Here is a 23,845-nt window from a genome sequence, read left to right as displayed (position 1 = left end):
ATGCGCCGGGCTTTGTCATTGTCATTCCAAGGTTCGTCGAACTCTTCGGCATTCGTCCTGTGGATGGTCTCCATCCATTGCGCTGATAAAGGGCAGTCTCGTAAAGCGTTTCAATTGAAATTTCAGATCGCTCCGTTCGACGAAAGGGGCTGCCTTGATGGTTGTGAGATTTCCTTGAGGTGTGTGCTCCCCGAGGGTTGACCTGAAGCCGTGAGAGGCAATAGTTTCCCCTTTGTTGGCTGAAACGCTTCACGAACGGTTGTCGCCGGACACCGAAATTGCTTTCCTGGGATGCGGCGGCGCTCGTGGCGAAAGAGTTGGAAAATGCGTTTCGCCTGCAAGAGATGTTCGTAAAAGACCCTCCTCAAGCCGGGGCCGACCGAGTACCTGACTGCTCGGTCGGCCCCGCCCCCCACGGTGGCCCGTCGAGCGGCTGCCGATTCGTCCGGGAGAGCCGCTGGTCCCAGCTGTACTTCGGCACCGCATATCACCTTCCCCTTCTCCTGCACGGAGCCTGTCATGAGAACCTCCCGCCGCGTCCGTGCCACCGTCATGGTCACGAGCCTCGCCATGAGCCTGAGCGCTTGCGGTGGGTCCGGCTCGGCAGCCACCGACGACGGCATTCTGAAGATCACTGCCAATATCACCGATCGCTCAGCCATGAAGACTGTCGTGGCGGCCTTCGAGCGGGAGAATCCGCAGGTGAAGATCGCGGTGACCTACGCCGGCACCGACCAGCTCCAGAGCACCCTCCCCGCCCAACTGTCCTCAGGTGCGGCGCCTGACGTCTTCACTGTCTGGCCCGGCTACGGCAATCCTGCCGCTTTGCGGACGCTGGAGTCCGCAGGTCGACTTGCCGATCTGTCCGGTCTGCCATTCACGCGCAGTGTCCCGGAGGACGCCAAGTGGGTGACCCGGGTCGGCGACGCCACCTATGCCGTGCCGGCCAACTACAGCGGTATCGGCGCGATCTACAGCAAGAAGGCCATGCGTGACATCGGCGGCACCGCGCCGGAGACGTGGGACGAGTTGCTGCAGCTGTGCGACAAGGCCAAGGCCGGCGGCAAGGTGCTGTTCGCACTGGGCATCGAGACACCGTGGGTGACCCAGCTCGCCGATTACGCGTTGGCCGCCACCACTGTCTACGCCGGCCAACCCGAGTTCGCGACGGAGATGGGTCACGGCCGGGCCACCTTCGCCGACTCCGGCTGGAGAAAAGCGTTGGAGAAGTACGTCGAGCTCGATGAGCGGGACTGCTTCAGCAGCGATCCCTTGGGGACGAGCTACGAGACGTCCATCCAGGACGTTGCCGAGGGCAGGGCGGTGGGCGTCGTACAAGTCGCCAGCAGCACCTCGGCCATCACCGCGACAGCTCCGGAACTGCAACTGGCCATGTTCGCCCTGCCCGCGAGCAACAATGCGGCCCAGACCCACATGCCCGGCGCCGTGTCAGCCGCTTATGGAGTCAACTTCGACAGCGACAACAAGGCGCTGGCCATGAAGTTCGCCGAGTTCCTCGGGTCCGACACCGGCCAGAACCTCTACAACCAGGACAGTGGCACCCTGCCTGCCATCCCCAACGACCGCTTCACGGCCGACCCCGTTCTCAAGGAACTGGTCGCACACCAGAAGGCCGGCACCACCGTGCCCTTCATGGATCAGCTGTGGCCCAACCCCCAGGTCCAGCAGGAGCACTTCACCCAGATCCAGAAGCTGTTCGCCGGGCGCACTGATATCGATGGTGTCCTTGCCGCCCTCGATGAGGCCTACCAGGAGGGATAGGCCGCAGGTGCCGTGCCCAGGCGGCGCGCGCCAGTGAGCAACCCCTCATCCCCGCAAGGTGCGGCGTCCCGCTGCTCGCGCCGACCAAGGCGCTGTTTTGTCCTGCCCCGATTCCTCATGGAAGAGCCGCCATGAATCGTCGTACGTTTCTCTCAGCCGCCGTTCTCACCGCTCTGGCCTCCGGCATCGCACCGGCCGCCGCAGCGCCCCGCCGTACCGCGGGTGCCGCCCCGGACAGCAGGGCCGTCGCCCTCCTGGCCAGGATGACCGCCGCACAGAAAGAGGCCCTCGTCCGCTGCGACTTCGCAGCCCTGAGCTCCCTCGGCATACCCGCCCTGACCATGGTGGACGCCTCAGCCGGCCTGCGCGGGGAAACCGGCGTCACGGCCTTCCCCGTCCCCCTCGCGCAGGCCGCGACATTCGATGCCGACCTCGCCGGCCGGCTCGGCCAGGCGCTGGGCGCCGAAGGACGCGCCAAGGGTTACAACAACCTTCTGGGCCCCACTGCCGACACCGCCCGCACTTGGCACTTCGGCCGGCAGGCCGAGAGCATGGGGGAGGACCCGTTCCTCGCCGGCACCCTTGGCGCGGCGCTCACCCGGCGCATCCAGGAACAACACGTCGTCGCCACCCTCAAGCACTTCAGCGCCTACACCCAGGAAGTCAACCGCTTCTTCGTCGACGCGCAGATCTCCGACCGGGCACTGCACGAGATTTACCACGCCGCCTTCGAACGCATCATCGACGCCGTACCGGTCACCTCGGTGATGATGGCCTACCCCAAGATCAACGGCACGTTCGCCACTCAGAGCCCCGCGCTGTTCAACGACCTCAAGGAGACCATCGGTCTGGAGGGCTACACCGTCCCCGACTTCTGGGCCGGCGATGACCCCGTGGGAGCCGTCAAGGCAGGCATGGACCTCGGCGGACTCGGCCCCGGGGGCGTGAAGATACCTGTCGGCGGCCTCACCGACGGCAGCGTCCCCGCGGCCCGCCTGGACGACGCCGCCCTGCGCATCCTCAACACCATGTATGTCAACGGCCTGTTCGACCACCCCGTACCGGCGCCTGCCGCGAACGTCAGTACACAGGCACACAAGGACCTCGCCCACGAACTTGCCGTCAACTCCACGGTCCTGCTCACCAACCGCAGCCAAACCCTCCCACTGACCTCCACCATCAAGTCGCTCGCGGTGATCGGCCCGGCCGAGAACACCGCCCTGACAGGAGTCTCCGGCTCCACCTACGTGAACCCCGGCACCTGGACCACCCCGCTGGCGGCCATCAAGGACCGGGCCGGTACCGGGGTCACCGTCACCTACCGCCAGGGAACCGTCGGAGACATCCCCCTCACCGCCGTCCCGGCGACGGTGCTGCGCACAGCCTCCGGCGCGGCGGGGCTGACCGGCAGCTTCTACGCCGCGGCCCACCCGTCGGGTACTCCCGTCGCCACACAGGTCAGCGCCGGTATCGACTTCACCAGTGCGCCCGTGGCCGGTCTGCCCGCCGTGTGGTCGGCCAGTTGGAGCGGCACCCTCACGCCGACCACCACGGGCCCGCACCGTTTCTCGCTGCTGCCCTCAGGCACCACCAAGCTCGTCATCAACGGCAAGACGGTCATCTCCGGCACCCGTCACAGCCGCCGGTTCTTCCTCGGGCCGTACGACTATCCGCTCCAGGGCACCATCGATCTCACAGCTGGGCAGGCGGTGGGCATCAGCGTCGAGTACAGCAACAGCACTGCCGACACCGGTACCTGCGGCCTCACCCTCGGCTGGCAGCCGAAGTCCCTCATACCCGACGCGGTCGCCGCAGCACGGACCAGCGACGCCGCCGTCGTCATCGTCAATCGGGTCGCGGGCGAGGACATGGATCATGGTTCCCTCGACCTGCCGGGCGACCAGGACAAGCTCATCGCCGACGTCGCAGCAGTCAACTCCCGCACCATCGTCGTTCTGAACACCGACGGCCCCGTTGCCATGCCATGGATCAACGATGTCGAAGCGGTCGTCCAGCTCTGGTACGCCGGACACGCCACCGGCACCGCATTGGCAGCCGTCCTCTACGGCGACGCAGACCCTTCAGGCCGTCTTCCGGTCACCTTCCCCGTCACAGCGTCCCAGGGACCCGGGGCCACACAGGCCACCTACCCGGGCAACGGCCCCACGGTCTCCCACAGCGAGGGTCACCTGGTCGGCTACCGCTACTACGACGCGAAGAACCAGAGCCCGCTGTTCCCCTTCGGACACGGCTTGTCCTACACCACCTTCAACCTCGGCTCACTGGAAACGTCCTACAACACAGCGACCAAGACGCTGACTGCCGCAGTCACCCTCACCAACTCCGGATCTCGCGAAGGTACCGAAGTCGTGCAGCTCTACGCGGTCCTGCCTGCCGGCGCCCAGGCCGAGCCACAGCGACTGATCGGCTTCCGCAAGGTCACGCTCGCCGCCGGTGCAAGTACCCGGATCGCCTTCAGCGTCACTGCCCGCGACCTGTCGGTGTGGACTGCTGGCGCCTGGAAGCTCACCCCCGGCTCCTACACCGTCCACGCCGGCCGGTCCTCACGCAGCCTGTCCGTACAGCGCCTCGTCACCGTCAGCTGAGTCGAATGAACCCTGCCGAGGGCGACAGACTCTGCAGAGGCAGAAACTCATCCGGATCCTGATGGCGGTTCCTGCGGGCGAGCGTCACGTCGGCCTTCACGTCCATTCGCGTCGTGAAGGCCGACGTTGTGCTGGACGAGGGTCGGAAAATCCCCCGCATGGAGGCAACTTCCTGTTACTCAATGCCGAAGCGCACCTGCGCCTCGAAGCCGGAGAAGGCGTAGTGTGGATCGCCCGTCCGGCGCGATGTCTGCTGCGTAACGCAACCGCGTGCGGCAGTCAGAATCTGGCCGTGAGCAGGAATGCCCACTGCAACGCGGCGGTGATCCGATGGAGCTGAGTACGAGATCGTTTCCATGCTCCTCGAGAGCGGTGCTTGTTCGGGACGGGGAGGAAACTGTGTGGCGGACGCCCAACCGATCCCCATCCGAACGGGATCGAGGGGGCGCAGCCGGATGGAAACGAGTGGCTATGTCCGTCGTTTCGGCATCGTCGCAGGTGAGAGGCGTCACGCTAAGGGGTTCGAGTCCCACCCGCCCCACTCAAGAAGTCCGCGCAGAATCGTTCTGGCCGGACTTCCCGCTCTGCCGGGCCACCCACGGGGTGGCCGAAGGTCCGGAGCCCCGCGGTAACCGGAGCGGTCCGTCCGGAAGGCGACCGCGCGGTCCGGCGGAGTGTCCCCGGGCCGTCCTCTGCAGCGGCGGTCGAGTGCGGTGAGAGGCCGCGCGGCGAGACTGCGCCCATGAATCGGATGAAGCCCGCGCGGCCGGAGTGGAAGAACCTCACGTCGAGACCGGCCCGGCGGGCCGCTGTCTGTGCGGCGGCCGTCGGTCTGCTCGCCCCGTTGGCGGCCGGGACCGCGGAGGCGTCCCCGCGGTACTCCGTCCCGGTGGGGAACTGGCAGGCACAGGTGACGCGCGAGGGCGCGGCCTACGAGGTGCGGTTGTCGTTCCGGCCGGACCGGACGGTCTGCCTGGTGTCCCCGGCCGGTGCCAGCAAGGGCAGCTGGAGCAGGACGGGAACCGACGCCTTCGACTACCGCATACGCGAGACGTGGCACGACGAGGGCGGCGCCGTGACGGGCTGGGTCGACATCGACCAGGCCGCGAAGCAGAGTGGGTCCTCCTTCACCAGCGCCGGAGTCTCGACGGTGTACCGCCCGGACGGGACCGTCGACAGCAGCGTCCCCGTGAACATCGGCGCCGTGCGGACGGGACCGCCGGACCCGGCCGCCTGCGCGTGACCGGTGCGGGCCCCGTCCCGGGTGACGGGCCCCGCACCGTACGCGGTCGCTATCATCCCCTGTGACCGAAACGGCCGAACAACCTGTACCCCGCACGCGCATACTCGCCGACCTGACGCCCCTGCGGACCTCGCCCGACTACCGGCGGCTCTGGTTCGGGAACACCGTCTCCTGGATCGGGCAGGGCATGACGGCGCTGGCCGTCTCGCTCCAGGTCTACGACATCACCGGGTCCGCGTTCTCCGTCGGGCTGATCGGTCTCTGCTCGTTCGTCCCGCTGGTGCTGCTCGGGCTGTACAGCGGGGCCGTCGCGGACACCGTCGACCGGCGCAAACTGGGCCTGTTCAGCGCGACCGGATCGTTCGTGCTCTCCGTGGGCCTGGCCGCCGTGACCTTCGCCGGTGTCGAGGAAGTGGGGCTGCTGTACGTGGTCGTGGCCCTCCAGTCCGCCTGCTTCGCCCTCAACTCCCCGGCCCGCAGCTCGATGATCGCCCGGCTGCTGCCGGCCGGACAGCTGCCCGCCGCCAACGCGCTGAACGCCATGACGTCCACGACGGGCTCCCTGGTCGGCCCGATGGCCGGCGGCCTCATCGTGGGCTGGTGGGGCTACCGGGCCGCGTACACCGTCGACGCCGTCACCTTCACCGCCTCGCTGTACGCGATGTGGCGGCTGCCCTCGATGCTCCCCGACCGTGCGGCGGGCGGGAAGGGGGAGCGGGCGTCCGTCGCCGACGGGCTGCGCTTCCTGGGGACCCGGCCGAATCTGCGGATGACCTTCTTCAGCGACCTGTGCGCCATGGTGCTCGCCCAGCCCCGCGCCCTGTTCCCGGTGATAGCCGTGGTCTGGTTCGGCGGCGACGCGCGGACCACCGGACTGCTGGTCGCAGCCCCGGCCCTGGGGGCGCTGCTCGGCAGCGTGTTCTCCGGGTGGCTGGGGCGGATCCGGCGGCACGGGCTCGCGGTGCTGATCGCGGTGGTCTGCTGGGGCAGTGCGATCGCCGTGTTCGGACTGACCCGGCAGCTCTGGCTCGGCCTGGTCCTGCTGGCGCTCGCCGGGTGCGCCGACTCCATCTCGATGGTCTTCCGCAACACCATGCTGCAGGCGGCGGTCCCCGACGAGATGCGGGGGCGGCTCCAGGGCGTGTTCATCGTCGTCGTGGCAGGCGGCCCACGGCTCGGCGACCTCGCCGCCGGCTCCGTCGCCGACCTGTCCTCCCCGACCGTGGCGGTGACCGGCGGCGGCATCGCGTGCATCCTGCTGGTGTGCCTGCTCGGGCTGCGATGGCGCGGCTTCGCCCGCTACGACGCCCGGGACCCGCAGCCGTAGCGGCACGCGGCCAGCGCCGCGCCCGCGCCGGCCACGCTCAGGGCAGCGGGGCCGGGCCCACGACCGAGCGGGCCACCCCCAGGTCCACCAGATCCTGCGGGCGGATGCGGAGCTGGTCGGCGGTGGCACGGACCTCCTCGGGGCCGCGCTTCAGGATGGCCGCCGCCAACTCCGGTGCGATCACCGAGAAATAGCTGTCCGCGGTGACATGGGTACGGTCCGGTGAGGCGAGGGCCAGCGCCCCGCCCGAACCGCCCTCGCCGATCACCAGGGTCGTCACCGGCACCCGGGCGGCGGCGATCGCCGCGAAGGTGTCGGCGATCGCCGCGCCCGCACCCGCCCGTTCCGCCTCCGCGTCGTTGGCCGCGCCCGGGGTGTCGATCAGCGTCAGCACCGGAAGGCCGAGCCGGTCCGCGAGCCGGATCACCCGGGCCGCCGTCCGGTAACCGGCAGGGCGGGTCGCGGTGCCGCACTGGGCCACGTACACCACCGGCCGTCCCTCGTGCAGCCCCGCCCCGCAGAGCAGCCCCGGGTCACTGCCGCCGCACCGGTCGCCGTTCAGGGGCAGCCGGAAGTCGAAGTACGCGTCCAGGTACGCCTTCGCTCGTGGCCGCGACGCGGCGCGGGCCTGGCGTACCGCGTCCCAGCCGGTCGCCGGCAGTGCCGTGCCCGACAGCGCGGCCGGGACCGGCGCCGCCCCTGCCTGTCCGGCGGCCGTGAGCACGGCCAGCCAGCGGCCCAGCGTCCCGGACAGCTCCCCGGCCGGCACGACCGCGTCGACCTGACCCGCCGCCAGCTGCCCCTCGGCCGAGTACGCGAACGGGTCCGCGCCGGCGGGCCGCACCCGGGACCCGGCGAACCCGATCTGGGCACCCGGCAGCGCCAGCACCACATCGGCACCCGCCCCCACGGTCGCCCAGCCGCCGCCGGTCGTCGGATCCCGCAGCACCGCGATCTGCGGCAGCCCCGCCGCACGCAGCCGTGCCGAGGCCCGGGCCACCCGCTGGAGCTGTATCAGCGCGATCATGCCCTCCTGCATCCGGCTGCCCCCGGTCGCGACGAGCGAGACGAGGGGGAGGCGCCGCTCACCGGCGAGCGCGTACGCGGCCTCCAGCCGGTCCCCGGTACGCCTGCCCAACGAGCCCCCCAGGAAGCCGAATTCGAAGGAGACCAGGACACAGGGAAGGCCCTCGACGGTGGCGACCCCGTAGAGGACGGACTCGTCCTCGCCGGTCCGGGCGGCGGCACGGGCCCGGGAGTCGGCGTAGCCGCTCCAGCCGAGCGGGCCGTCCGCCGGTCCGGGGCGCTCGGGCGGACGGTGCTCGGTGAAGCTCCCGGTGAGAGTGGCGACGGCCTCCCGCGCCGACACGCGGCCGCCCCGCGCGTCAGACACCGAGCGACCTCTTCATGATCTTGCCCAGCTCGTTGCGGGGCAGGACGTCGAGGTAGCGGACGACGCGCGGCCGCTTGTGCGGGGCCAGCAGGTCCGCCACATGGTCCGCCAGCTCCCGCTCACCGGGCGGCGAACCCGGGTCGGCCGGCACCACCCAGGCGACGATCCGCTCGCCGAGATCGGCGTCCGGCTCGCCCGTGACGGCGGCCTCACGCACCCCCGGATGGTCCAGCAGCGCGTTCTCGATCTCGCCCGCGCCGATCTTGTAACCGCCGCTCTTGATCAGGTCGGTGGCCTTGCGCCCGACGATGCGTACGTAACCGTCGGGATCGACCGTGGCCATGTCGCCCGTACGGAACCAGCCGTCCGCGGTGAAGGCGGCGGCCGTCGCGTCGGGACGGTTCAGATAGCCGGTGAAGAGGTTCGGGCCGCGCACCTGGATCTCGCCGATGGACGCGGTGTCGTCGAGCACGGTGCCGTCCTCCTCGACGAGCCGCAGCTCCACGCCGGACAGCGGCGGGCCGACCGTCCCCGCGCGCGGGGCGCCGTCGGCGCGTACGCCCGTGTTCATCAGCGTCTCCGTCATCCCGTACCGCTCGATGACCCGGCGGCCGGTGGCCGCCGCGATCCGCTCGTGGTCGTGGACCGGAAGCGCCGCCGAGCCGGACACCAGCAGCCGGGCACCCGCCAGAGCCTTCGTGAGGCTCCCGGCGGCGGCCGGCTCGGCCAGCGCCCCGGCCAGCCGGTGGTACATCGTGGGCACGCCGAACAGCATCGTGCCCCCGGCGAGCAGCTCCCGGGCCACCCCCTCGGTGGTGAACCGGCCGAGGTGGCGCACCGAACCGCCCCGGCGCAGCGGGCCGAGGACACCCAGGATCAGTCCGTGCACATGGAACAGCGGCAGGGCGTGCACGAGGACGTCGTCGCCGGTCCACCCCCAGGCGTCCTCCAGCGCGTCCAGCGACGCGGCGATCGCCCGACGGGGGAGCACGGCGCCCTTCGGCGGCCCCGTCGTCCCGGAGGTGTACACGATCAGGGCGGGGGACTCGGGGGACGGCTCGGGCGGGGGAGCCGACGGGGACACCGCCGCCGTGTCGACGTCGATCCGCGCCAGGCCGCGCAGCGGGGCGGGCAGCTCGTCACCGGCCCCGGCCAGCACCACGGAGGGCGTGCTGTCGGCGAGGATGTGCGCCAGCTCCCGCCCGCCCGTCCTCGGGTTGAGCGGTACGGCCGGCACGCCCGCCCGCAGGGCCGCCGTCACCGCGACCACCGTCTCCGGGGTGGACGTGGCCCAGACGGCGACCCGCCCCGCGCCCGCGATCCGGTCCGCGAGGAAGCCGGACGCGCCGGCCAGTTGTGCGTAGGTCAGGGCGTGTCCGCCGAACCGGACGGCCTCCCGCGAAGCCGTGGGGCCGGACGTCTCGTGCAGCGCAGGCAGAAGAGGAATCACGCCCCGAGCCTAGGGCCTCTCGTTCGGATCATGCCGGGCTCGCGGGGTCTGGCACGCACTCGCCCGGGCTCACGGCTTCGCGCGAGCAGGGAGGGACACCCTTCCGCGTTGTCGCCGATCACCAACTCCCCGGGCTCACGGCTTCGCGCGAGCAGGGGAGAGCCCATCGCGTTGTCCCGATCCTCCGCCTTGCGGCTGCACGCACCGGACGCCGCTCCCTGACCCGGCCTGATCCAAACGAAAGGCCCTGGGCCGACCGGCTCCGGCACCGGGGTGATCCGGCTGGAGACGCCACCGTCCTCGTGCGCTCAGTCCGTCGGCCGCAGGGTCCGCATCCGCCCATACGCGTACACACAGCCGGCCAGTGCCAGGTCGGACAGCAGCATGAAGCCGATCGAGTACGAGTCCTTCGCGCTGTAGATCGCGCCCATCACCAGCGGCGGTACGAAGCCGCCGAGACCGCCCGTCGCGCCGACGATGCCCGTCACACTGCCCACCCTGGCCTGCGGTGTCACCTGCGAGACCAGGGCGAAGACGCTGCCGCTCGCGGTACCGAGCCCCGCCGCCATGCAGAGCAGTGCGATCGTGCCGACCGGATCCAGGCCGGGGTCGAAGGCCTGGACGATCGCCATGAACGCCGCGGCCAGCAGGGCCGCCGCCGTGACCAGGGCCGGGTGGATCCGGTCCGAGAGCCAGCCGCCGATCGGCCGGAAGACCACCGTGACCAGCGCGAACCCGGCCGCCTTCGTGCCCGCCTCGGTCGGCGACATGTCGTACCAGGTCTTCAGATACGTCGGCAGGTACACCCCGAACGCGACGATGCCGCCGAAGCCGATCGCGTACAGCGCGGACAGTTCCCAGGTGACCCGCAGCCGGCCCGCCTGCCCCAGCCGGTGTCCGAGCGAGTCCGTCGGCACCTGCCGGTCCGGGCGGTCCGTGATCAGGACCGCGGCCAGCAGCGAACAGACCACCAGCGCCCCGGCGACGATCAGGAACGGCAGGTTGTCGCCGTGCTTCGCGATACGGGGCGTGAAGTAACCGGAAAGCGCGACACCGCCCATGCCCATCCCGAACACACCGAGGGCGAGTCCCCGCTTCGCGGGCGGGAACCACGAGTTGACGAGCGGGATGCCGATCGCGAACGTCGTCCCGCCCAGACCGAGCAGGAAACCGACGGCGAGCATCGCCCCGTAGGAGTCCCTCGCCGGGATCAGCAGCAGCACGGGGACGATCGTCAGAGCCGACACCACGGGGAACATCAGCCGCGCACCGAACTTGTCGGTCAGCGCGCCCACCGGGATGCGGCCCAGCGAACCGACGAGCACCGGCACCGCGACGAGGAACGACTGCTGGAACGAGTCGAGACCGAGCCGCTCCTTGTAGTCCCCGGACATCGGTGCGATCAGGTTCCACGCCCAGAAGGTGAGGGTGAAGCCGACCGTGGCCACGATGAGGTTCCGGTAGGCGGTGGAGGACTGACTCCGGTCCGGGGCAGGGGCCTGTTCGGCGGCTGTGTCCACGGGCCAAGTCAACGGTCGCGGCCCCTCGGCGGCCCGTCGGATTGAGCCATCCGGGGAAGCCCCCTCCGGCAGACGCGCCTAGGGCGACGGCCGCCCCGGGGCCCGGGAGACCGCCGCTCAACCGCCGCTTCCGGGCCCGGGCTGCGACAATCGCAGGTATGGACCGGCTGGACAGAGAGATCCTCGGCATCCTCCAGGAGGACGCCCGGATCTCGTACCGCGATCTGGGCGTACGCGTGGGGCTCAGCGCCAACGCGGCGGGCGACCGTGTACGCCACATGCGCCGCGACGGGGTGATCCGCGGCTTCACGGTCATCGTCGACCCGGCCGCCGACACCCGGTCGGGACTCGTCGTCTTCATCGACGTGTCGCTGCGCCTCGACACCACGAACGAGGAGTTCGAACGCGCGGTGCTCACCCTGCCCGGCATCACCGAGGTGGTGCACGTGACGGGCGGCCACGACTATCTCGTACGGGCCACGGCCGCCGACCCCGGCTCCCTGGACGCCCTGCTGCGCCGGCTGAAACGCGACGCCGGTGTCGCCCACTCCAACACGCGCGTCGCGCTCAGAGCGGCGCCTGCCAGATGACGGTCGGCGACCGGGTGCCGCTCTCGGTGCGCCCGTCGTCCGCGACCACCAGCCGCACCGCCGCGTGCCCGTCGGGCAGCCGCGCCGTCGCGTCCACCTCCACCTCGATGGCCGACACCCCCGTGCGGCGGTGCGCGGTGGCGAGCGCCCCGCGCAGCACACCGAGCAGCTGCCCTTCCACCGGCTCCGGCACCAATGCGTCCACCGCCCCCGTGAAGTGCACGGACGGCTGGAAACCCAGCACCGCCGCCGCACCGCCCGTCTCGCGCAGCACCTTGCCGCGGAAGGTCGTGGGGGCGTCGGCAGGCGGCTGCTGCAGCGCGAAGATCGCGGTCCGGACCTCCTGGATCGTGGAGTCCAGCTCGTCGACGGCCGTCGCGAGCAGCTCGGCGGTCTCGGTGTCGCCCGCCAGGTCCTTGCGGCGGGTCGACTCCAGCATCATCTCCGTCGCGAAGAGCCGCTGGACGACGAGGTCGTGCAGGTCGCGGGCGATCCGGTCGCGGTCCTCGTAGACCGCGAGCTGCTCCCGGTAGTGCTGGGCGTCCGCCATCACCAGGGCCAGCGCGGCCTGGGAGGCGAACTGCGAGGCCAACAGCCGGTCCACCGCCGTGTACGGGGGGCCGCCGCGCCGCCGGGGCAGGGCCAGGGTGCCGATGAGCCGTCCGCCGCTCTTCAGCGGCAGCATCATGCTGGGGCCGAACCGCGACCGCACGTGCGTCGTCATCCGCGGATCGGTCGCCGAGTCCTCGATGAACACCTCCTCGCCGCCCAGCAGCTGGACGAGGACGGGGGAGCCCGGCTCGATGACGGTGCCGACGAGGCCCGCCGGGTCGTCGTGGGTGGAGGCGGCGACGATCTCCATCCCGCCGTCCCCGGTCGGCTGGAGGATCACCCCGGCCGACGCGCCGGCCAGCACCCTGGCCCGCTCGGCGACGGTCATCAGGGCGTCCGTCGTACCGCTGCCGGCCAGCAGCGCCCTGGTGACGGCGGCTGCCCCCTCGATCCACTGCTCGCGCTGCCGCGCCGCCTCGTACAGATGGACGCCGCCGATGGCCGCGCCCGCCTGGGAGGCGAGCAGCCGCAGCAGCGCCGTGTCCGTGTCGGTGAAGTGTCCCGAGCTCTTCCCGGTGACGCACAGACTGCCGAGCACCTCGGTGTGCACCCGGATCGAGGAGCCGAGGAAGGAGCGCATCGGAGGGTGCCCGGGAGGCATGCCGCAGGAGCGCGGATCGGTGGTCAGATCGTCCAGGCGCAGCGGCTCCGGGTCGTCGACGAGGACCCCGAGTACCCCCGTGCGGCCGTCCGGGAGACGGCCGATGCGCCGGCGTTCGGCGTCGGTCAGCCCGGTGGTGAACAGGTCGACGACACGGTGGCTGTCCCGGTCGAGGACGGCCAGGGCTCCGTAGCGCGCGCCGGTCAGCGCCGTGGCGGTGTCCACGAGGTGCTGGAGGGTGGTCCGCAGTTCGAGACCGCTCTCGCCCACGGGGGAGTCCCGGCGGTTCTCAGCCGACGAGCGGATTGAGGACCAGCGGCTGGACCTTGCCGTCCAGCATGGCGCCGAGCCCGAGCACGGAGCACACGTCGGGCCGCTCGGCGATGTGCACCGGCACACCCGTCGCGTCGCGCAGCATCTGGTCGAGCCCGGGCAGCAGGGCGCTCCCGCCGACCATCATGATCCCGGAGTCCGCGATGTCGGCCACCAGATCGGGCGGGCAGTCGCGCAGCACCTTGCCCAGCCCGTCGAGCACGGCGGTGAGCGGGGTGTGGATCGCCTGTCGTACGGCGGCGGTGTCGACCTGCACCGAACGGGCCAGGCCGGTGGCCACGTCGCGGCCGTGGATCTCCGTCACCGCCGGGCCGCTGAGCGTCAGGCCGTTGCCCCGGAGCGCGAGCTGGAGGGGGCGCACGGACTGGCTGGGCAGCATCAGTTCGTGGTGCTGGCGCAGATGCTGGATGATTGCCTGGTCGATGGCCTCGCCGCCGATCGGGATGCGTACGGCCGTCACGATCGAGCCGAGCGAGAGCACGGCGATCTGGGTGGTGGCGGCCCCGCACACCATGATCATGGTGGCGGTCGGCTGCTCGACGGGCAGCCCGCAGCCGACGGCCGCCGCGATCAGGGTGTCGACCAGCTCCACCCGGCGCGCGCCGAGCCCCACGAGGGTCTCGACGGTCGCCCGCTGGGCCAGCGGATCGGCGTCGTGCGGGGTGCAGGCGGCGGCGCGCAGCCGGGGCTTGCGGCGCAGCTGGCGGCGGAGCTTCTCGCCCAGCAGCTGGCGCAGCATGCGCTGGGCCATCTCGATGTCGACGACGGTCCCCCCGGAGACCGGACGGACCACCCGGATGTACGCGGGCGTACGGCCGGTCATCTGCTCGGCGAGGGCCCCGACGGCGATGAGCGAGCCGGTACGGGTGTTCACGGCGGCGACACTGGGCTCGTCGACGACGAGCCCCACTCCCTTGATGTACACGCGGGTCCTCGCGGCCCCGAGGTCGACGGCGACATGGCAACGGCGCAACTGATCGAGACTGACGGTCACGGCAGGTTCTCCCGAGAGCGCTGACGGGGGGCACCGGCGGCAGCCGGCTCTCCTGGCATCGTCCCGCCGCGACGGGGGCGCCGCGCGCTGGGTGAGCCGTAGGGGGGAACCCGGCTGACGGGGCGCCAGATGTCAGGAGTCGCCGGGAAGCAGCCGCTGGAACAGGCCCCAGGTGAACTCGGCGACGTACGGCCGGTGGTCGGCCGGGTCGGTGAGGGCGAGCGCCCAGCGGGTCGGCGCGCTGCCCTCCATCGGGCGTACCGGCGCGAAGGCCCGGGCCACCTCGTCCACGGTGCAGGACCACGGGCGCAGGTCACCGACGGCGTGCAGCGCGGGGCCGGCCACCCCCGGGGCGCGGACCAGCCATTCGTTCCACACGGCACCGCCGGGGCCGGCCATCACCTCGAACCTCAGACCGGGCCAGAGCGGCAGCGGCCACAGCAGCGCGTCGCACTCCAGGTCGCCGACCCTGCGGCGTACGGAACTCTCCGGCTCGCCGAGCACCGAGCGGTAACGGCGCAGTGCGCCCCGGCCGCGCGGGGCGTGCAGCATGGCCTGCCAGCGGCGGTTCGCCTCCCGCATCTCGGCGAGCGAGGCGCCCAGTTCGTGCCGGGCGTCCTCCACCAGGTCCGGTTGGTGGTCGGCCATCCGGCGCAGCAGGACGAGCTGGAGGTGGAGCGGCCCGAACGGGGCGGGAGCGGTCATGGCGCCCATCCTGCCGCGCCTCACGCGTATCGGACGGCGCGCTTCGGAATCCGGTATTCCACACAGGATCCTCACCTGGGCGGCTTCCTCCGTCCTTCTTCGCCCGTCTAGTCTGCGGGCGCCATGGATTACTGCCACCCGTGCCAAAGGCACCTCAACGGAGCCCTGGCCTGTGCCGGTTGTGGGACCCCCGCCGACGCGCTGGTCCCCTACGCCGGCCCGGCGTACTCCGGTCACGAGCCGGAGGCGCCGCGCGAAACCCCTGAGCCCGCCGGGGCCGGAGGGCACCGCCGTCGTGCCCGGGCCGCCGCCCAGGGGCGTGGCCGCCGGGCACACCGGCGCCGCGGGCGCGGGGTGCTGCTGGCGGCGCTCGGGGTGCTGCTGGCCGTCGGGGCGCTGAGCCTGGCCGAGCTGGCCATCGAGCCGGGGGGCGACGACGGCGCCGCGGACTACGTGAGCGAGTCCACGGCCTCCGCCACCGAAGCCGCCCCTGACCCCTCGGCGAGCACCGTGCTCGACGACGCCCCCGGATCGGTGGACGCGCCGACCGCGGTCCCCGTGTCCGATTCCGGCTCCGCGGAGTCGGGCGGGAACCCGTCAGGCTCCCCGGGGCCGGGTGGGCCCGCGCCCTCCGCGTCGGCCTCCGCCGCTCCCGACGTGGACCCGCCCACCGGGTCCACGCCCTCGGCTCCGGACGACACCGAGCCGCCCGTCGAGTCGCCGGGCCCGGAGCCGACCGACGGCCCGACGTATCCGGAGCCCCCGGAGGAGGACCCCGAACCCACTCCGTCGCCGACCGAGACCTGCATCCGGTGGCTCTGGTTCTGCACCTGAGGAGGCACCGCGGGGCGCGCCCGGGAAGGCGTGCGGGAAGGTCCCCGCGAAGGGTCTAGGAGGGACCGCCCGCCGCCTCCGTACCGAGCATCCGGCGCAGCAGGTCGCGCAGCACCGTCCGCTCGGCCTCGGTCAGCTCCGCGAGCGGCTCCCGGGCGAAGTCCAGCGCGTCCCGCAGCTGCCGGGCCGTCCGGACGCCCTCCTCGGTCGGGGCGGCCAGCTTCACCCGCCGGTCGGCCGGGTCGGGGCGGCGCTCCACCAGGCCGCGGAGCTCCAGGCGGTCGACTATGCCCGTGATGTTCGACGGTTCGCACTTGAGCTTCCGGGCTACCTTGCGCATCGGCATCGGTTCGAGGGAGAGCAGTCCGAGCACCCGCGCCTGGGCGCCGGTCAGCGCGTGCGCGGCCGCCGCCCGGTCGTACTCCTCGTGGTAGCGCGCCACGACGCCGCCGATGAGCTCGATGACGTCGAGGGTCAGTGGGTCCGAGCGCAAGGTGGCCATGACACTCAGCTTACCCAATTACTTGACAAGGTGAAATATTCGGGCGCATGGTTGTTTCACATCATGAAGCATTTTCCGCTTCCCCCGTGAGCCGAGGAGAACCCGAGCCCATGTCTGCAGCACTTCCCACGTCCAGCCGTGAATGGCACCTCGTCGCCCGCCCGCACGGCTGGCCCGAGGCCACGGACTTCGCGCTGCGTGAGGCGCCGGTGACCGCTCCCGGCGAGGGCCGCGTCCTCGTGCGCAACCTGCACTTCTCGGTGGACCCCTACATGCGGGGCCGGATGAACGACGTGAAGTCGTACACCCCGCCCTTCAAGCTCGACCACCCCATGGAGGGCGGCGCGGTCGGCGAGATCATCGCGTCGAACGCCGAGGGCTTCGCCGTGGGCGACCACGTCCTGCACGGGCTCGGCTGGCGCGAGTACGCCGACGTCCCCGCCAGGCACGCGGTGAAGGTCGACGCCTCGCTCGCCCCGCTCTCCGCCTACCTCGGCGTGCTCGGCATGACCGGCCTCACCGCCTACGCGGGACTGTTCGAGGTGGCCTCCTTCAAGGAGGGCGACGCCGTCTTCGTGTCCGGCGCGGCCGGTGCGGTCGGCAGCCAGGTCGGCCAGATGGCGAAGCTCAAGGGTGCCTCCCGGGTCATCGGCTCGGCCGGCTCCGACGAGAAGGTCAAGCTCCTCGTCGAGGAGTACGGCTTCGACGTGGCCTTCAACTACAAGAACGGCCCCGTCAGGGAGCAGCTCGCGAAGGCGGCGCCCGACGGCATCGACGTCTACTTCGACAACGTCGGCGGTGAACACCTGGAGGCCGCGATCTCCTCGCTCAACGTCCACGGCCGCGCCACCATCTGCGGCATGATCGCGCAGTACAACGCCACGGAGCCCACCCCGGGCCCGCGCAACCTCGCCCTCGTCATCGGCAAGCGGCTGCGCCTGCAGGGCATCCTCGTGGGCGACCACGCGGCGCTGCAGCCGCAGTTCGTCCAGGAGGTGGCCGGATGGCTGGCCTCCGGTGAGCTCAAGTACGACGAGACCAAGGTCGAGGGCATCGAGAACGGATTCGACGCCTTCGTCGGCCTGCTGCGCGGCGAGAACACCGGCAAGATGATCGTCTCGCTCGACGCCGCCCGCTAGGCTCGGCGCAGGCCGTCGCGGTCGTGGGCGCGAGTCGCGGCGCATCAGCAGGAGGAATCACCGGTATGACCATCGGGCACATAGACGTGGCCTACACCGCCGTCGCCACCGCTTCGAACGGCCGTGACGGCCGTGTCTCCTCCGACGACGGCAAGCTCGACGTCGTCGTCAACCCGCCGAAGGCCATGGGCGGCAGCGGTGCGGGCACCAACCCCGAGCAGCTCTTCGCGGCCGGCTACAGCGCCTGCTTCCAGGGCGCGCTGGGCGTGGTCGCCCGCAGGGCGAAGGCCGACATCACCGGTTCGACGGTGACCGCGTCGGTCTCCATCGGCAGGACCGAGGCCGGGGGATTCGGCCTGGAGGTGGCGATCGCCGCCTCCATCCCGACCCTCGACCGGGCCACCGCGCAGTCGCTCGTCGAGCAGGCGCACCAGGTGTGCCCCTACTCGAACGCGACCCGCGGCAACATCGAGGTCGTGCTTTCGGTCGCCTGATCCCGTTCCCCGTACGTCCGAGGGCCGCATCCCGTCACCGGGGTGCGGCCCTCGGACGTGCCCTGCCGCGAAGCGTGACCCGATGGAGGGCGTGCAAGGGCATTGACCTCCGAAGGGAGGGGAATCTACGGTCCGTTCGAGGTTACGAGCATCATTCGAAATGTCGAACGCATGGCGTATCGAACGCACTCCGTAGGCAGCCGACCCGTGAGGAAGTCATGACCCGCACCGCGCGCTTCACCCTCGACCCCGCCTTCACCGTCGGCGAGGTGAACCCCCGGCTCTTCGGATCCTTCGTCGAACACCTCGGCCGCTGCGTCTACGACGGCATCTTCGAACCCGGCCACCCGTCCGCCGACGAGGCGGGACTGCGCACCGACGTACTGGACCTCGTCCGCGAACTCGGCGTCACCGCGATCCGCTACCCCGGTGGCAACTTCGTCTCCGGCTTCCGCTGGGAGGACGGCGTCGGCCCCGCCGACGAGCGCCCCCGCCGGCTCGACCTCGCCTGGCGCTCCACCGAGACGAACCGCTTCGGCCTCTCCGAATACATCGGCTTCCTGCGGAAGATCGGTCCGCAGGCCGAACCGATGCTGGCCGTCAACCTCGGCACCCGAGGCGTCCAGGAGGCCATCCAGCTCCAGGAGTACGCCAACCACCCGTCCGGCACCGAGCTGTCCGACCGGCGCATCGCGCACGGCGACAAGGACCCCTTCGGGATCAAGCTGTGGTGCCTGGGCAACGAGATGGACGGCCCCTGGCAGACCGGCCACAAGACCGCCGAGGAATACGGGCGCCTCGCCGCCGAGACGGCCCGCGCGATGCGCCAGATCGACCCGTCCGTCGAACTCGTCGCCTGCGGCTCCTCCAGCCGCGCCATGCCGACCTTCGCCGCGTGGGAGGCGACGGTCCTCGCCGAGACCTACGACCTCGTCGACCACGTCTCCCTGCACGCCTACTACGAGGAGACCGACGGGGACCGCGACTCCTTCCTGGCCTCGGCCGTGGACATGGAGTCCTTCATCGAGAGCGTCGTCGCCACCTGCGACCACATAGGCGCCCGGCTCAAGTCCACGAAGAAGATCAACCTCTCCTTCGACGAGTGGAACGTCTGGTACATGGCCCGCTTCCAGCAGGACGCGGCGGAGAACCCGCTGGACTGGCCCGAGGCCCCGCGGCTGCTGGAGGACAACTACAGCGTCACGGACGCCGTCGTCTTCGGCAGCCTCCTCATCGCGCTGCTGCGCCACGCCGACCGGGTCACCGTCGCCTGCCTCGCCCAGCTGGTCAACGTGATCGCGCCGATCATGACCGAGCCGGGCGGTCCCGCCTGGCGCCAGACGACCTTCTTCCCCTTCGCGCAGGCCGCGCGCCACGGGCGGGGCCAGGTCCTGGACGTACGGGTGGACTCGCCCACGTACGGGACGGCGAAGTACGGCGAGGCGGATCTGCTGCACGCCACCGCCGTGCGCGACCCGGAGACCGGGGCCGTCACCGTCTTCGCGGTCAACCGCGGACAGGACACCGCGCTGCCGCTCGAAGTCGCCCTGCCCGGGCTGCACCTGAGCGCGGTCGCCGAGCACCAGGTGATCGCCGACGCCGACCCCGAGGCGCGCAACACCCTCGCCGACCCCGAGCGGGTCGCGCCGCACCCGGCGGAGGGGACCGTGCTCGCCGGCGGGACGCTGAAGGCCGTCCTGGAGCCGATGTCCTGGAACATGATCCGGCTGGTCTGACACGCCGGGACGGCTCCCCCTCCACGTGCGGAGGGGGAGCCGCCGCGTGCTCAGCGCGTCGAGAAGGCGTGCACCGTCGTCGACCGGTACGTGTCGCCGGGGCGCAGCACCGTCGAGGGGAACGACGGCTGGTTGGGGGAGTCCGGGAAGTGCTGGGACTCCAGGCAGAACGCGTCGCCCTGCCGGTACACCCGGCCGGAGGTCCCGGTCAGCGTGCCGTCGAGGAAGTTCCCCGTGTAGACCTGCATCCCGGGCTCGGTCGTGTACATCTTCATCACCCGGCCCGACCCGGGGTCCGTGACCGTCAGCGCGTACTCGGGGCGGGCCGTGATCCCCTTGTCCAGTACGTAGTTGTGGTCGACGCCCTGTCCGTGGCCGATCTGCTCGTGCGGGGTGCGGACGGCCTCACCGATCGCCCTCGCCCGCCGGAAGTCGAACGGTGTGCGCGCCACCTTCGCGAGCTCGCCGGTCGGGATGAGCGTCGCGCCGACGGGGGTGTAGCGCGAGGCGGCCAGCTCCAGCAGGTGCCCGTCGACGCTGCCGACGCCCTCGCCCGCCAGGTTGAAGTAGGTGTGGCTGGTGAGGTTGAGCACGGTGGCCCGGTCGGTGGTGGCCGTGTAGTCGATCCGCCACTCGCCGCGCCCCGTCAGGGTGTAGACGACACGGACGGCGAGGGCCCCCGGGTAGCCCGCCTCGCCGTCCGGGGAGGTCCGGGTCAGCACCAGGCCGACCTCGCCGCGCGCGGTGAACGGCTCGACGTCCCAGACCCGCTTGTCGAAGCCCCGGTCGCCGCCGTGCAGGCTGTTGGGACCGTCGTTGACCGGTAGCCGGTACGTGGTCCCGTCGAGGGTGAAGCGGCCCTCCGCGATGCGGTTCCCGTACCGCCCGATCAGCCCGCCGAAGTACGGGGACTTCGCCACGTAGTCGGGGAGGCCGGCGAAGCCGAGTGAGACGTTCGCCGTCCGGCCGCGCCGGTCGGGGGTCTCCAACGACTGGACGATCCCGCCGTACGAGAGGACCTTGAGCCGGGTCCCGCCGTTGGCGAGCGTCCAGCGGTACACCTTCGTCCCGTCGGCGAGTGTGCCGAACAGCTCCTTCGACGGGGTGCGTCCGCCCGTCGAGGCGTGCGCGGGGGCGCCTGCCGCGACGGCCAGCCCGGCGGCCGCCGTGGCCGCCAGGACGGTGCGTCTGCTGGTGCGGATCATGGAACAACTCCTTCTGGAAGAGGGGGTGTTACGAGCCGACCTTGCGTTTGTTCCAGACGTCGAAGCCGACCGCGGCCAGCAGGACGAAGCCCTTGATCACCTGCTGGTAGTCGGTGCCGATGCCCACGAGGGACATGCCGTTGTTCAGTACGCCGAGGACCAGGCCGCCGATGACCGCGCCGAAGACCGTGCCGACGCCGCCGCTCATCGAGGCCCCGCCGATGAACGCGGCGGCGATGGCCTCCAGTTCGAAGTTGGTGCCGGCCTGGGGGACACCCGCGTTCAGCCGGGCCGCGTAGACGATCCCGGCCAGGGCGGCCAGGACGCCCATGTTCACGAAGACCAGGAAGGTGACCCGCTTGTCCTTGACGCCCGACAGCTTCGCCGCCGCCTGGTTGCCGCCGAGCGCGTACACATGGCGGCCGATGATCGCGTTGCGCATGAGGTAGCCGAAGCCGATGAGCAGCACGGCCAGGAGCAGCAGGACGACCGGGACACCGCGGTAGCTGGCCAGTGTCATGGTGAAGGCCAGCACGGCCGCGGCGATGGCCGCGCACTTGGCCAGGAAGATGCTGCGGGGCAGGACGTCGAGGGCGTACTCCTTCTGCCGGTTGCGGTCGCGGACCTCCTGGAGCAGGGCCATGGCCAGCACGACGAACCCGAGCACCAGGGTGAGGTTGTGGTAGTTGGTGTCCGGGCCGAGCTCCGGCAGGTAGCCGGTGGATATCTTCTGGAAGCCGTCGGGGAAGGGCCCGATGGAGCGGCTGCCGAGCAGGATCTGGGTGCCGCCCCGGAAGAGGAGCATCCCGGCCAGGGTCACGATGAACGACGGGATCCCGACGTACGCGATCCAGAAGCCCTGCCAGGCGCCCGCGGCCGCCCCCAGGAGCAGGGCCAGCACGAGCGCGAGCACCCAGGGCACGTCGTGCTCGACCATCATCACGGCGCAGGCCGCCGAGACGAACGCGGCCAGCGAGCCGACCGACAGGTCGATGTGGCCGGCGATGATGACGATCATCATGCCGATGGCCAGGACCAGGATGTAGCTGTTCTGGAGGACCAGGTTGGTGACGTTGTTCGGCCTGAGCAGGACGCCGTCGGTCCAGATCCCGAACAGCGCGACGATCAGACCGAGGGCGATGAGCATGCCGTACTGGCGCATGTTGCGCCGGACGGCGTCCAGGAGCAGCGTGCGTGTGGACGACACGCGCGGGGTGGGGGCCTTCGGAGTTCCGGTGGTGGCCGTGGACATGTTCCGTTACCTCTTGTCGCTGGTCATGTGGCGCATCAGGACTTCCTGGGTGGCCTCCGCGCGCGGGACCTCCCCCGTGAGCCGGCCGGCGGACATCGTGTAGATGCGGTCGCACATGCCGAGCAGCTCCGGCAGTTCGGAGGAGATGAGGACGACCGCCCGCCCCTCGGCGGCGAGCTTGTCGATGACGGTGTAGATCTCGAACTTCGCGCCGACGTCGATGCCCCGGGTCGGCTCGTCCAGGATCAGCACGTCCGGACCCGCGAAGATCCACTTGCTGAGGACGACCTTCTGCTGGTTGCCGCCGGAGAGCCGGCCCACCTGCTCGAAGACGGTCGGGGCCTTGATGTTCATCGAGGTCCGGTACGACTCGGCGACCCGGGTCTCCTCGTGCTCGTCGACGATGCCGCGCCGCCCCACCTTGCCCAGGGCGCTGAGGCTGATGTTGCGGCCGATGGTGTCGATGAGGTTGAGGCCGTACTGCTTGCGGTCCTCGGTGACGTACGCGATGCCGTGCCCGATGGCCTCGGGGACCGTGCGGGTGCGTACCTCCCGGCCGTCCCTGAGGACCGTGCCGCTGATGCCCCGGCCGTAGGAGCGGCCGAAGACGCTCATCGCGAGCTCGGTGCGGCCCGCGCCCATCAGCCCGGCCAGGCCGACGATCTCGCCCCGCCGGACGTCGACGGAGACCCCGTCGACGACCTTGCGGTGCTGGTCGATGGGATGGTGCACGGTCCAGTCGCGTATCTCCAGGGCGGGGTGGGCGCCCGGCTCGCCCTCGTACGGTGAGCGGGGCGGGAAGCGGTGGTCGAGATCGCGTCCGACCATGCCCCGGATGATCCGGTCCTCGGTGGTCGACCCGTCCGCCACGTCCAGGGTCTCCACCGTGTGCCCGTCCCGGATGACCGTGACGGAGTCGGCGACCGCCGCGATCTCACCCAGCTTGTGCGAGATGATGATCGAGGTGATGCCCTGGGCCTTCAGCTCCCTGATGAGCTGGATGAGCCGTTCGCTGTCCGCGTCGTTGAGCGCCGCGGTCGGCTCGTCCAGGATCAGCAGTCGCACCTCCTTGGCCAGCGCCTTGGCGATCTCCACGAGCTGCTGCTTGCCGACCCCGAGATCGGCGACCCGCGTCTGCGGGTGCTCGTCGAGACCGACACGCTTCAGCAGCGCCGCGGCGTGCTTCAGCGTCTCGTTCCAGTCGATCACACCCCGTCTGGCGTGCTCGTTGCCGAGGAAGAGGTTCTCGGCGATCGAGAGGTAGGGCACCAGGGCGAGCTCCTGGTGGATGATCACGATGCCGCGCGCCTCGCTGGCCCGGATGTCCTTGAAGGCGCAGGGCTCGCCGCGGAAGAGGATGTCCCCCTCGTAACTGCCGTGCGGGTGCACGCCGCTGAGGACCTTCATCAGGGTCGACTTGCCGGCCCCGTTCTCCCCGCAGATGGCGTGCACCTCGCCCTCGGCGACCGTCAGCGAGACGTCGGAGAGCGCCCTGACCCCGGGGAAGGTCTTGACGATGGACCGCAT

At 71.0% G+C, this 23,845-nt stretch carries 19 protein-coding genes; 9 read left to right on the top strand and 10 right to left on the bottom strand.

What is annotated here, in order from left to right; translation table 11 throughout:
- Positions 1-519: 519 nt before the first annotated feature.
- From OG524_RS11235 to OG524_RS11220, 4 genes are all read left to right on the top strand, one after another.
- The gene (locus tag OG524_RS11235; protein WP_405390982.1) at positions 520-1,782 is read left to right on the top strand and encodes an ABC transporter substrate-binding protein; all 1,263 of its coding nucleotides are present in this window, start codon (positions 520-522) and stop codon (positions 1,780-1,782) included.
- A 131-nt stretch (positions 1,783-1,913) separates the two neighbouring features.
- Complete coding sequence (locus OG524_RS11230) at positions 1,914-4,388, top strand: glycoside hydrolase family 3 protein (RefSeq protein WP_405390983.1); 2,475 nt, start codon at positions 1,914-1,916, stop codon at positions 4,386-4,388.
- 742 nt (positions 4,389-5,130) lie between these two features.
- The gene (locus OG524_RS11225; protein ID WP_405390984.1) at positions 5,131-5,631 is read left to right on the top strand and encodes a hypothetical protein; all 501 of its coding nucleotides are present in this window, start codon (positions 5,131-5,133) and stop codon (positions 5,629-5,631) included.
- Between the two features lie 61 nt (positions 5,632-5,692).
- Complete coding sequence (locus OG524_RS11220; protein WP_405390985.1) at positions 5,693-6,958, top strand: MFS transporter; 1,266 nt, start codon at positions 5,693-5,695, stop codon at positions 6,956-6,958.
- Between the two features lie 37 nt (positions 6,959-6,995).
- Here the strand turns inward: OG524_RS11220 and OG524_RS11215 are convergent, their stop codons facing one another.
- The 3 genes from OG524_RS11215 to OG524_RS11205 all read right to left on the bottom strand — a co-directional run bounded on the left by OG524_RS11215 (position 6,996) and on the right by OG524_RS11205 (position 11,321).
- On the bottom strand, positions 6,996-8,351 hold the full coding sequence (locus tag OG524_RS11215) for a carboxyl transferase domain-containing protein (protein ID WP_405390986.1): 1,356 nt from the start codon (positions 8,349-8,351) through the stop codon (positions 6,996-6,998).
- Positions 8,344-9,798, bottom strand: coding sequence for an acyl-CoA synthetase (locus OG524_RS11210; RefSeq protein WP_405393236.1), 1,455 nt, complete (start codon positions 9,796-9,798; stop codon positions 8,344-8,346). Before OG524_RS11210 ends, OG524_RS11215 begins: the two co-directional genes overlap by 8 nt.
- Before the next feature lie 311 nt (positions 9,799-10,109).
- Positions 10,110-11,321: a nitrate/nitrite transporter gene (locus tag OG524_RS11205; protein WP_405810045.1), complete on the bottom strand. Its 1,212-nt coding sequence runs from the start codon at positions 11,319-11,321 to the stop codon at positions 10,110-10,112.
- Positions 11,322-11,479: 158 nt separating this feature from the next.
- Between OG524_RS11205 and OG524_RS11200 the strand changes: the two genes are divergently transcribed.
- On the top strand, positions 11,480-11,911 hold the full coding sequence (locus OG524_RS11200; protein WP_405390988.1) for an Lrp/AsnC family transcriptional regulator: 432 nt from the start codon (positions 11,480-11,482) through the stop codon (positions 11,909-11,911).
- Here the strand turns inward: OG524_RS11200 and OG524_RS11195 are convergent.
- The 3 genes from OG524_RS11195 to OG524_RS11185 all read right to left on the bottom strand — a co-directional run bounded on the left by OG524_RS11195 (position 11,889) and on the right by OG524_RS11185 (position 15,156).
- Positions 11,889-13,394 (bottom strand): GAF domain-containing protein, encoded by a 1,506-nt coding sequence (locus OG524_RS11195; RefSeq protein ID WP_405390989.1) that lies wholly within the window; start codon positions 13,392-13,394, stop codon positions 11,889-11,891. The genes OG524_RS11200 and OG524_RS11195 overlap by 23 nt on opposite strands.
- A gap of 19 nt (positions 13,395-13,413) precedes the next feature.
- Entirely contained in the window at positions 13,414-14,451 is a 1,038-nt protein-coding gene (locus tag OG524_RS11190) for a rod shape-determining protein (RefSeq protein ID WP_405390990.1), read from the bottom strand.
- A gap of 132 nt (positions 14,452-14,583) precedes the next feature.
- Complete coding sequence (locus OG524_RS11185) at positions 14,584-15,156, bottom strand: hypothetical protein (RefSeq protein ID WP_405810042.1); 573 nt, start codon at positions 15,154-15,156, stop codon at positions 14,584-14,586.
- Between the two features lie 123 nt (positions 15,157-15,279).
- Here OG524_RS11185 and OG524_RS11180 point away from each other — a divergent pair, with 123 nt between their 5' ends.
- Entirely contained in the window at positions 15,280-15,990 is a 711-nt protein-coding gene (locus tag OG524_RS11180; RefSeq protein ID WP_405810040.1) for a hypothetical protein, read from the top strand.
- A 55-nt stretch (positions 15,991-16,045) separates the two neighbouring features.
- Here the strand turns inward: OG524_RS11180 and OG524_RS11175 are convergent, their stop codons facing one another.
- Positions 16,046-16,492 (bottom strand): MarR family winged helix-turn-helix transcriptional regulator, encoded by a 447-nt coding sequence (locus OG524_RS11175; RefSeq protein ID WP_405390993.1) that lies wholly within the window; start codon positions 16,490-16,492, stop codon positions 16,046-16,048.
- 110 nt (positions 16,493-16,602) lie between these two features.
- On the opposite strand from OG524_RS11175, the gene OG524_RS11170 reads away from it, so the two are divergent.
- From OG524_RS11170 to OG524_RS11160, 3 genes are all read left to right on the top strand, one after another.
- Positions 16,603-17,631 carry an NADP-dependent oxidoreductase gene (locus OG524_RS11170; protein ID WP_405390994.1) on the top strand — a complete coding sequence of 343 codons (1,029 nt, stop codon included), beginning with the start codon at positions 16,603-16,605 and terminating at the stop codon, positions 17,629-17,631.
- A 65-nt stretch (positions 17,632-17,696) separates the two neighbouring features.
- Positions 17,697-18,125, top strand: coding sequence for an organic hydroperoxide resistance protein (locus OG524_RS11165; RefSeq protein ID WP_405810038.1), 429 nt, complete (start codon positions 17,697-17,699; stop codon positions 18,123-18,125).
- Positions 18,126-18,343: 218 nt separating this feature from the next.
- On the top strand, positions 18,344-19,861 hold the full coding sequence (locus tag OG524_RS11160) for an alpha-N-arabinofuranosidase (protein ID WP_405390995.1): 1,518 nt from the start codon (positions 18,344-18,346) through the stop codon (positions 19,859-19,861).
- Between the two features lie 50 nt (positions 19,862-19,911).
- On the opposite strand, the gene OG524_RS11155 is transcribed toward OG524_RS11160, so the two are convergent.
- Genes OG524_RS11155 through mmsA form a run of 3 tightly spaced genes read right to left on the bottom strand, consistent with a single transcriptional unit; the run spans position 19,912 to position 23,845 of the window.
- Positions 19,912-21,066: an aldose epimerase family protein gene (locus OG524_RS11155; RefSeq protein WP_405390996.1), complete on the bottom strand. Its 1,155-nt coding sequence runs from the start codon at positions 21,064-21,066 to the stop codon at positions 19,912-19,914.
- Positions 21,067-21,094: 28 nt separating this feature from the next.
- The gene (gene mmsB / locus OG524_RS11150) at positions 21,095-22,318 is read right to left on the bottom strand and encodes a multiple monosaccharide ABC transporter permease (RefSeq protein WP_405810035.1); all 1,224 of its coding nucleotides are present in this window, start codon (positions 22,316-22,318) and stop codon (positions 21,095-21,097) included.
- 6 nt (positions 22,319-22,324) lie between these two features.
- Positions 22,325-23,845: a multiple monosaccharide ABC transporter ATP-binding protein gene (gene mmsA, locus OG524_RS11145; RefSeq protein WP_405393237.1), complete on the bottom strand. Its 1,521-nt coding sequence runs from the start codon at positions 23,843-23,845 to the stop codon at positions 22,325-22,327.

Source organism: Streptomyces sp. NBC_01520 (assembly GCF_045040375.1).
In the GTDB taxonomy this organism is placed as follows: Bacteria; Actinomycetota; Actinomycetes; order Streptomycetales; family Streptomycetaceae; genus Streptomyces.
Note: the sequence above shows the minus strand (reverse complement) of the source record. Positions and strands in the feature narration are given on the sequence as shown.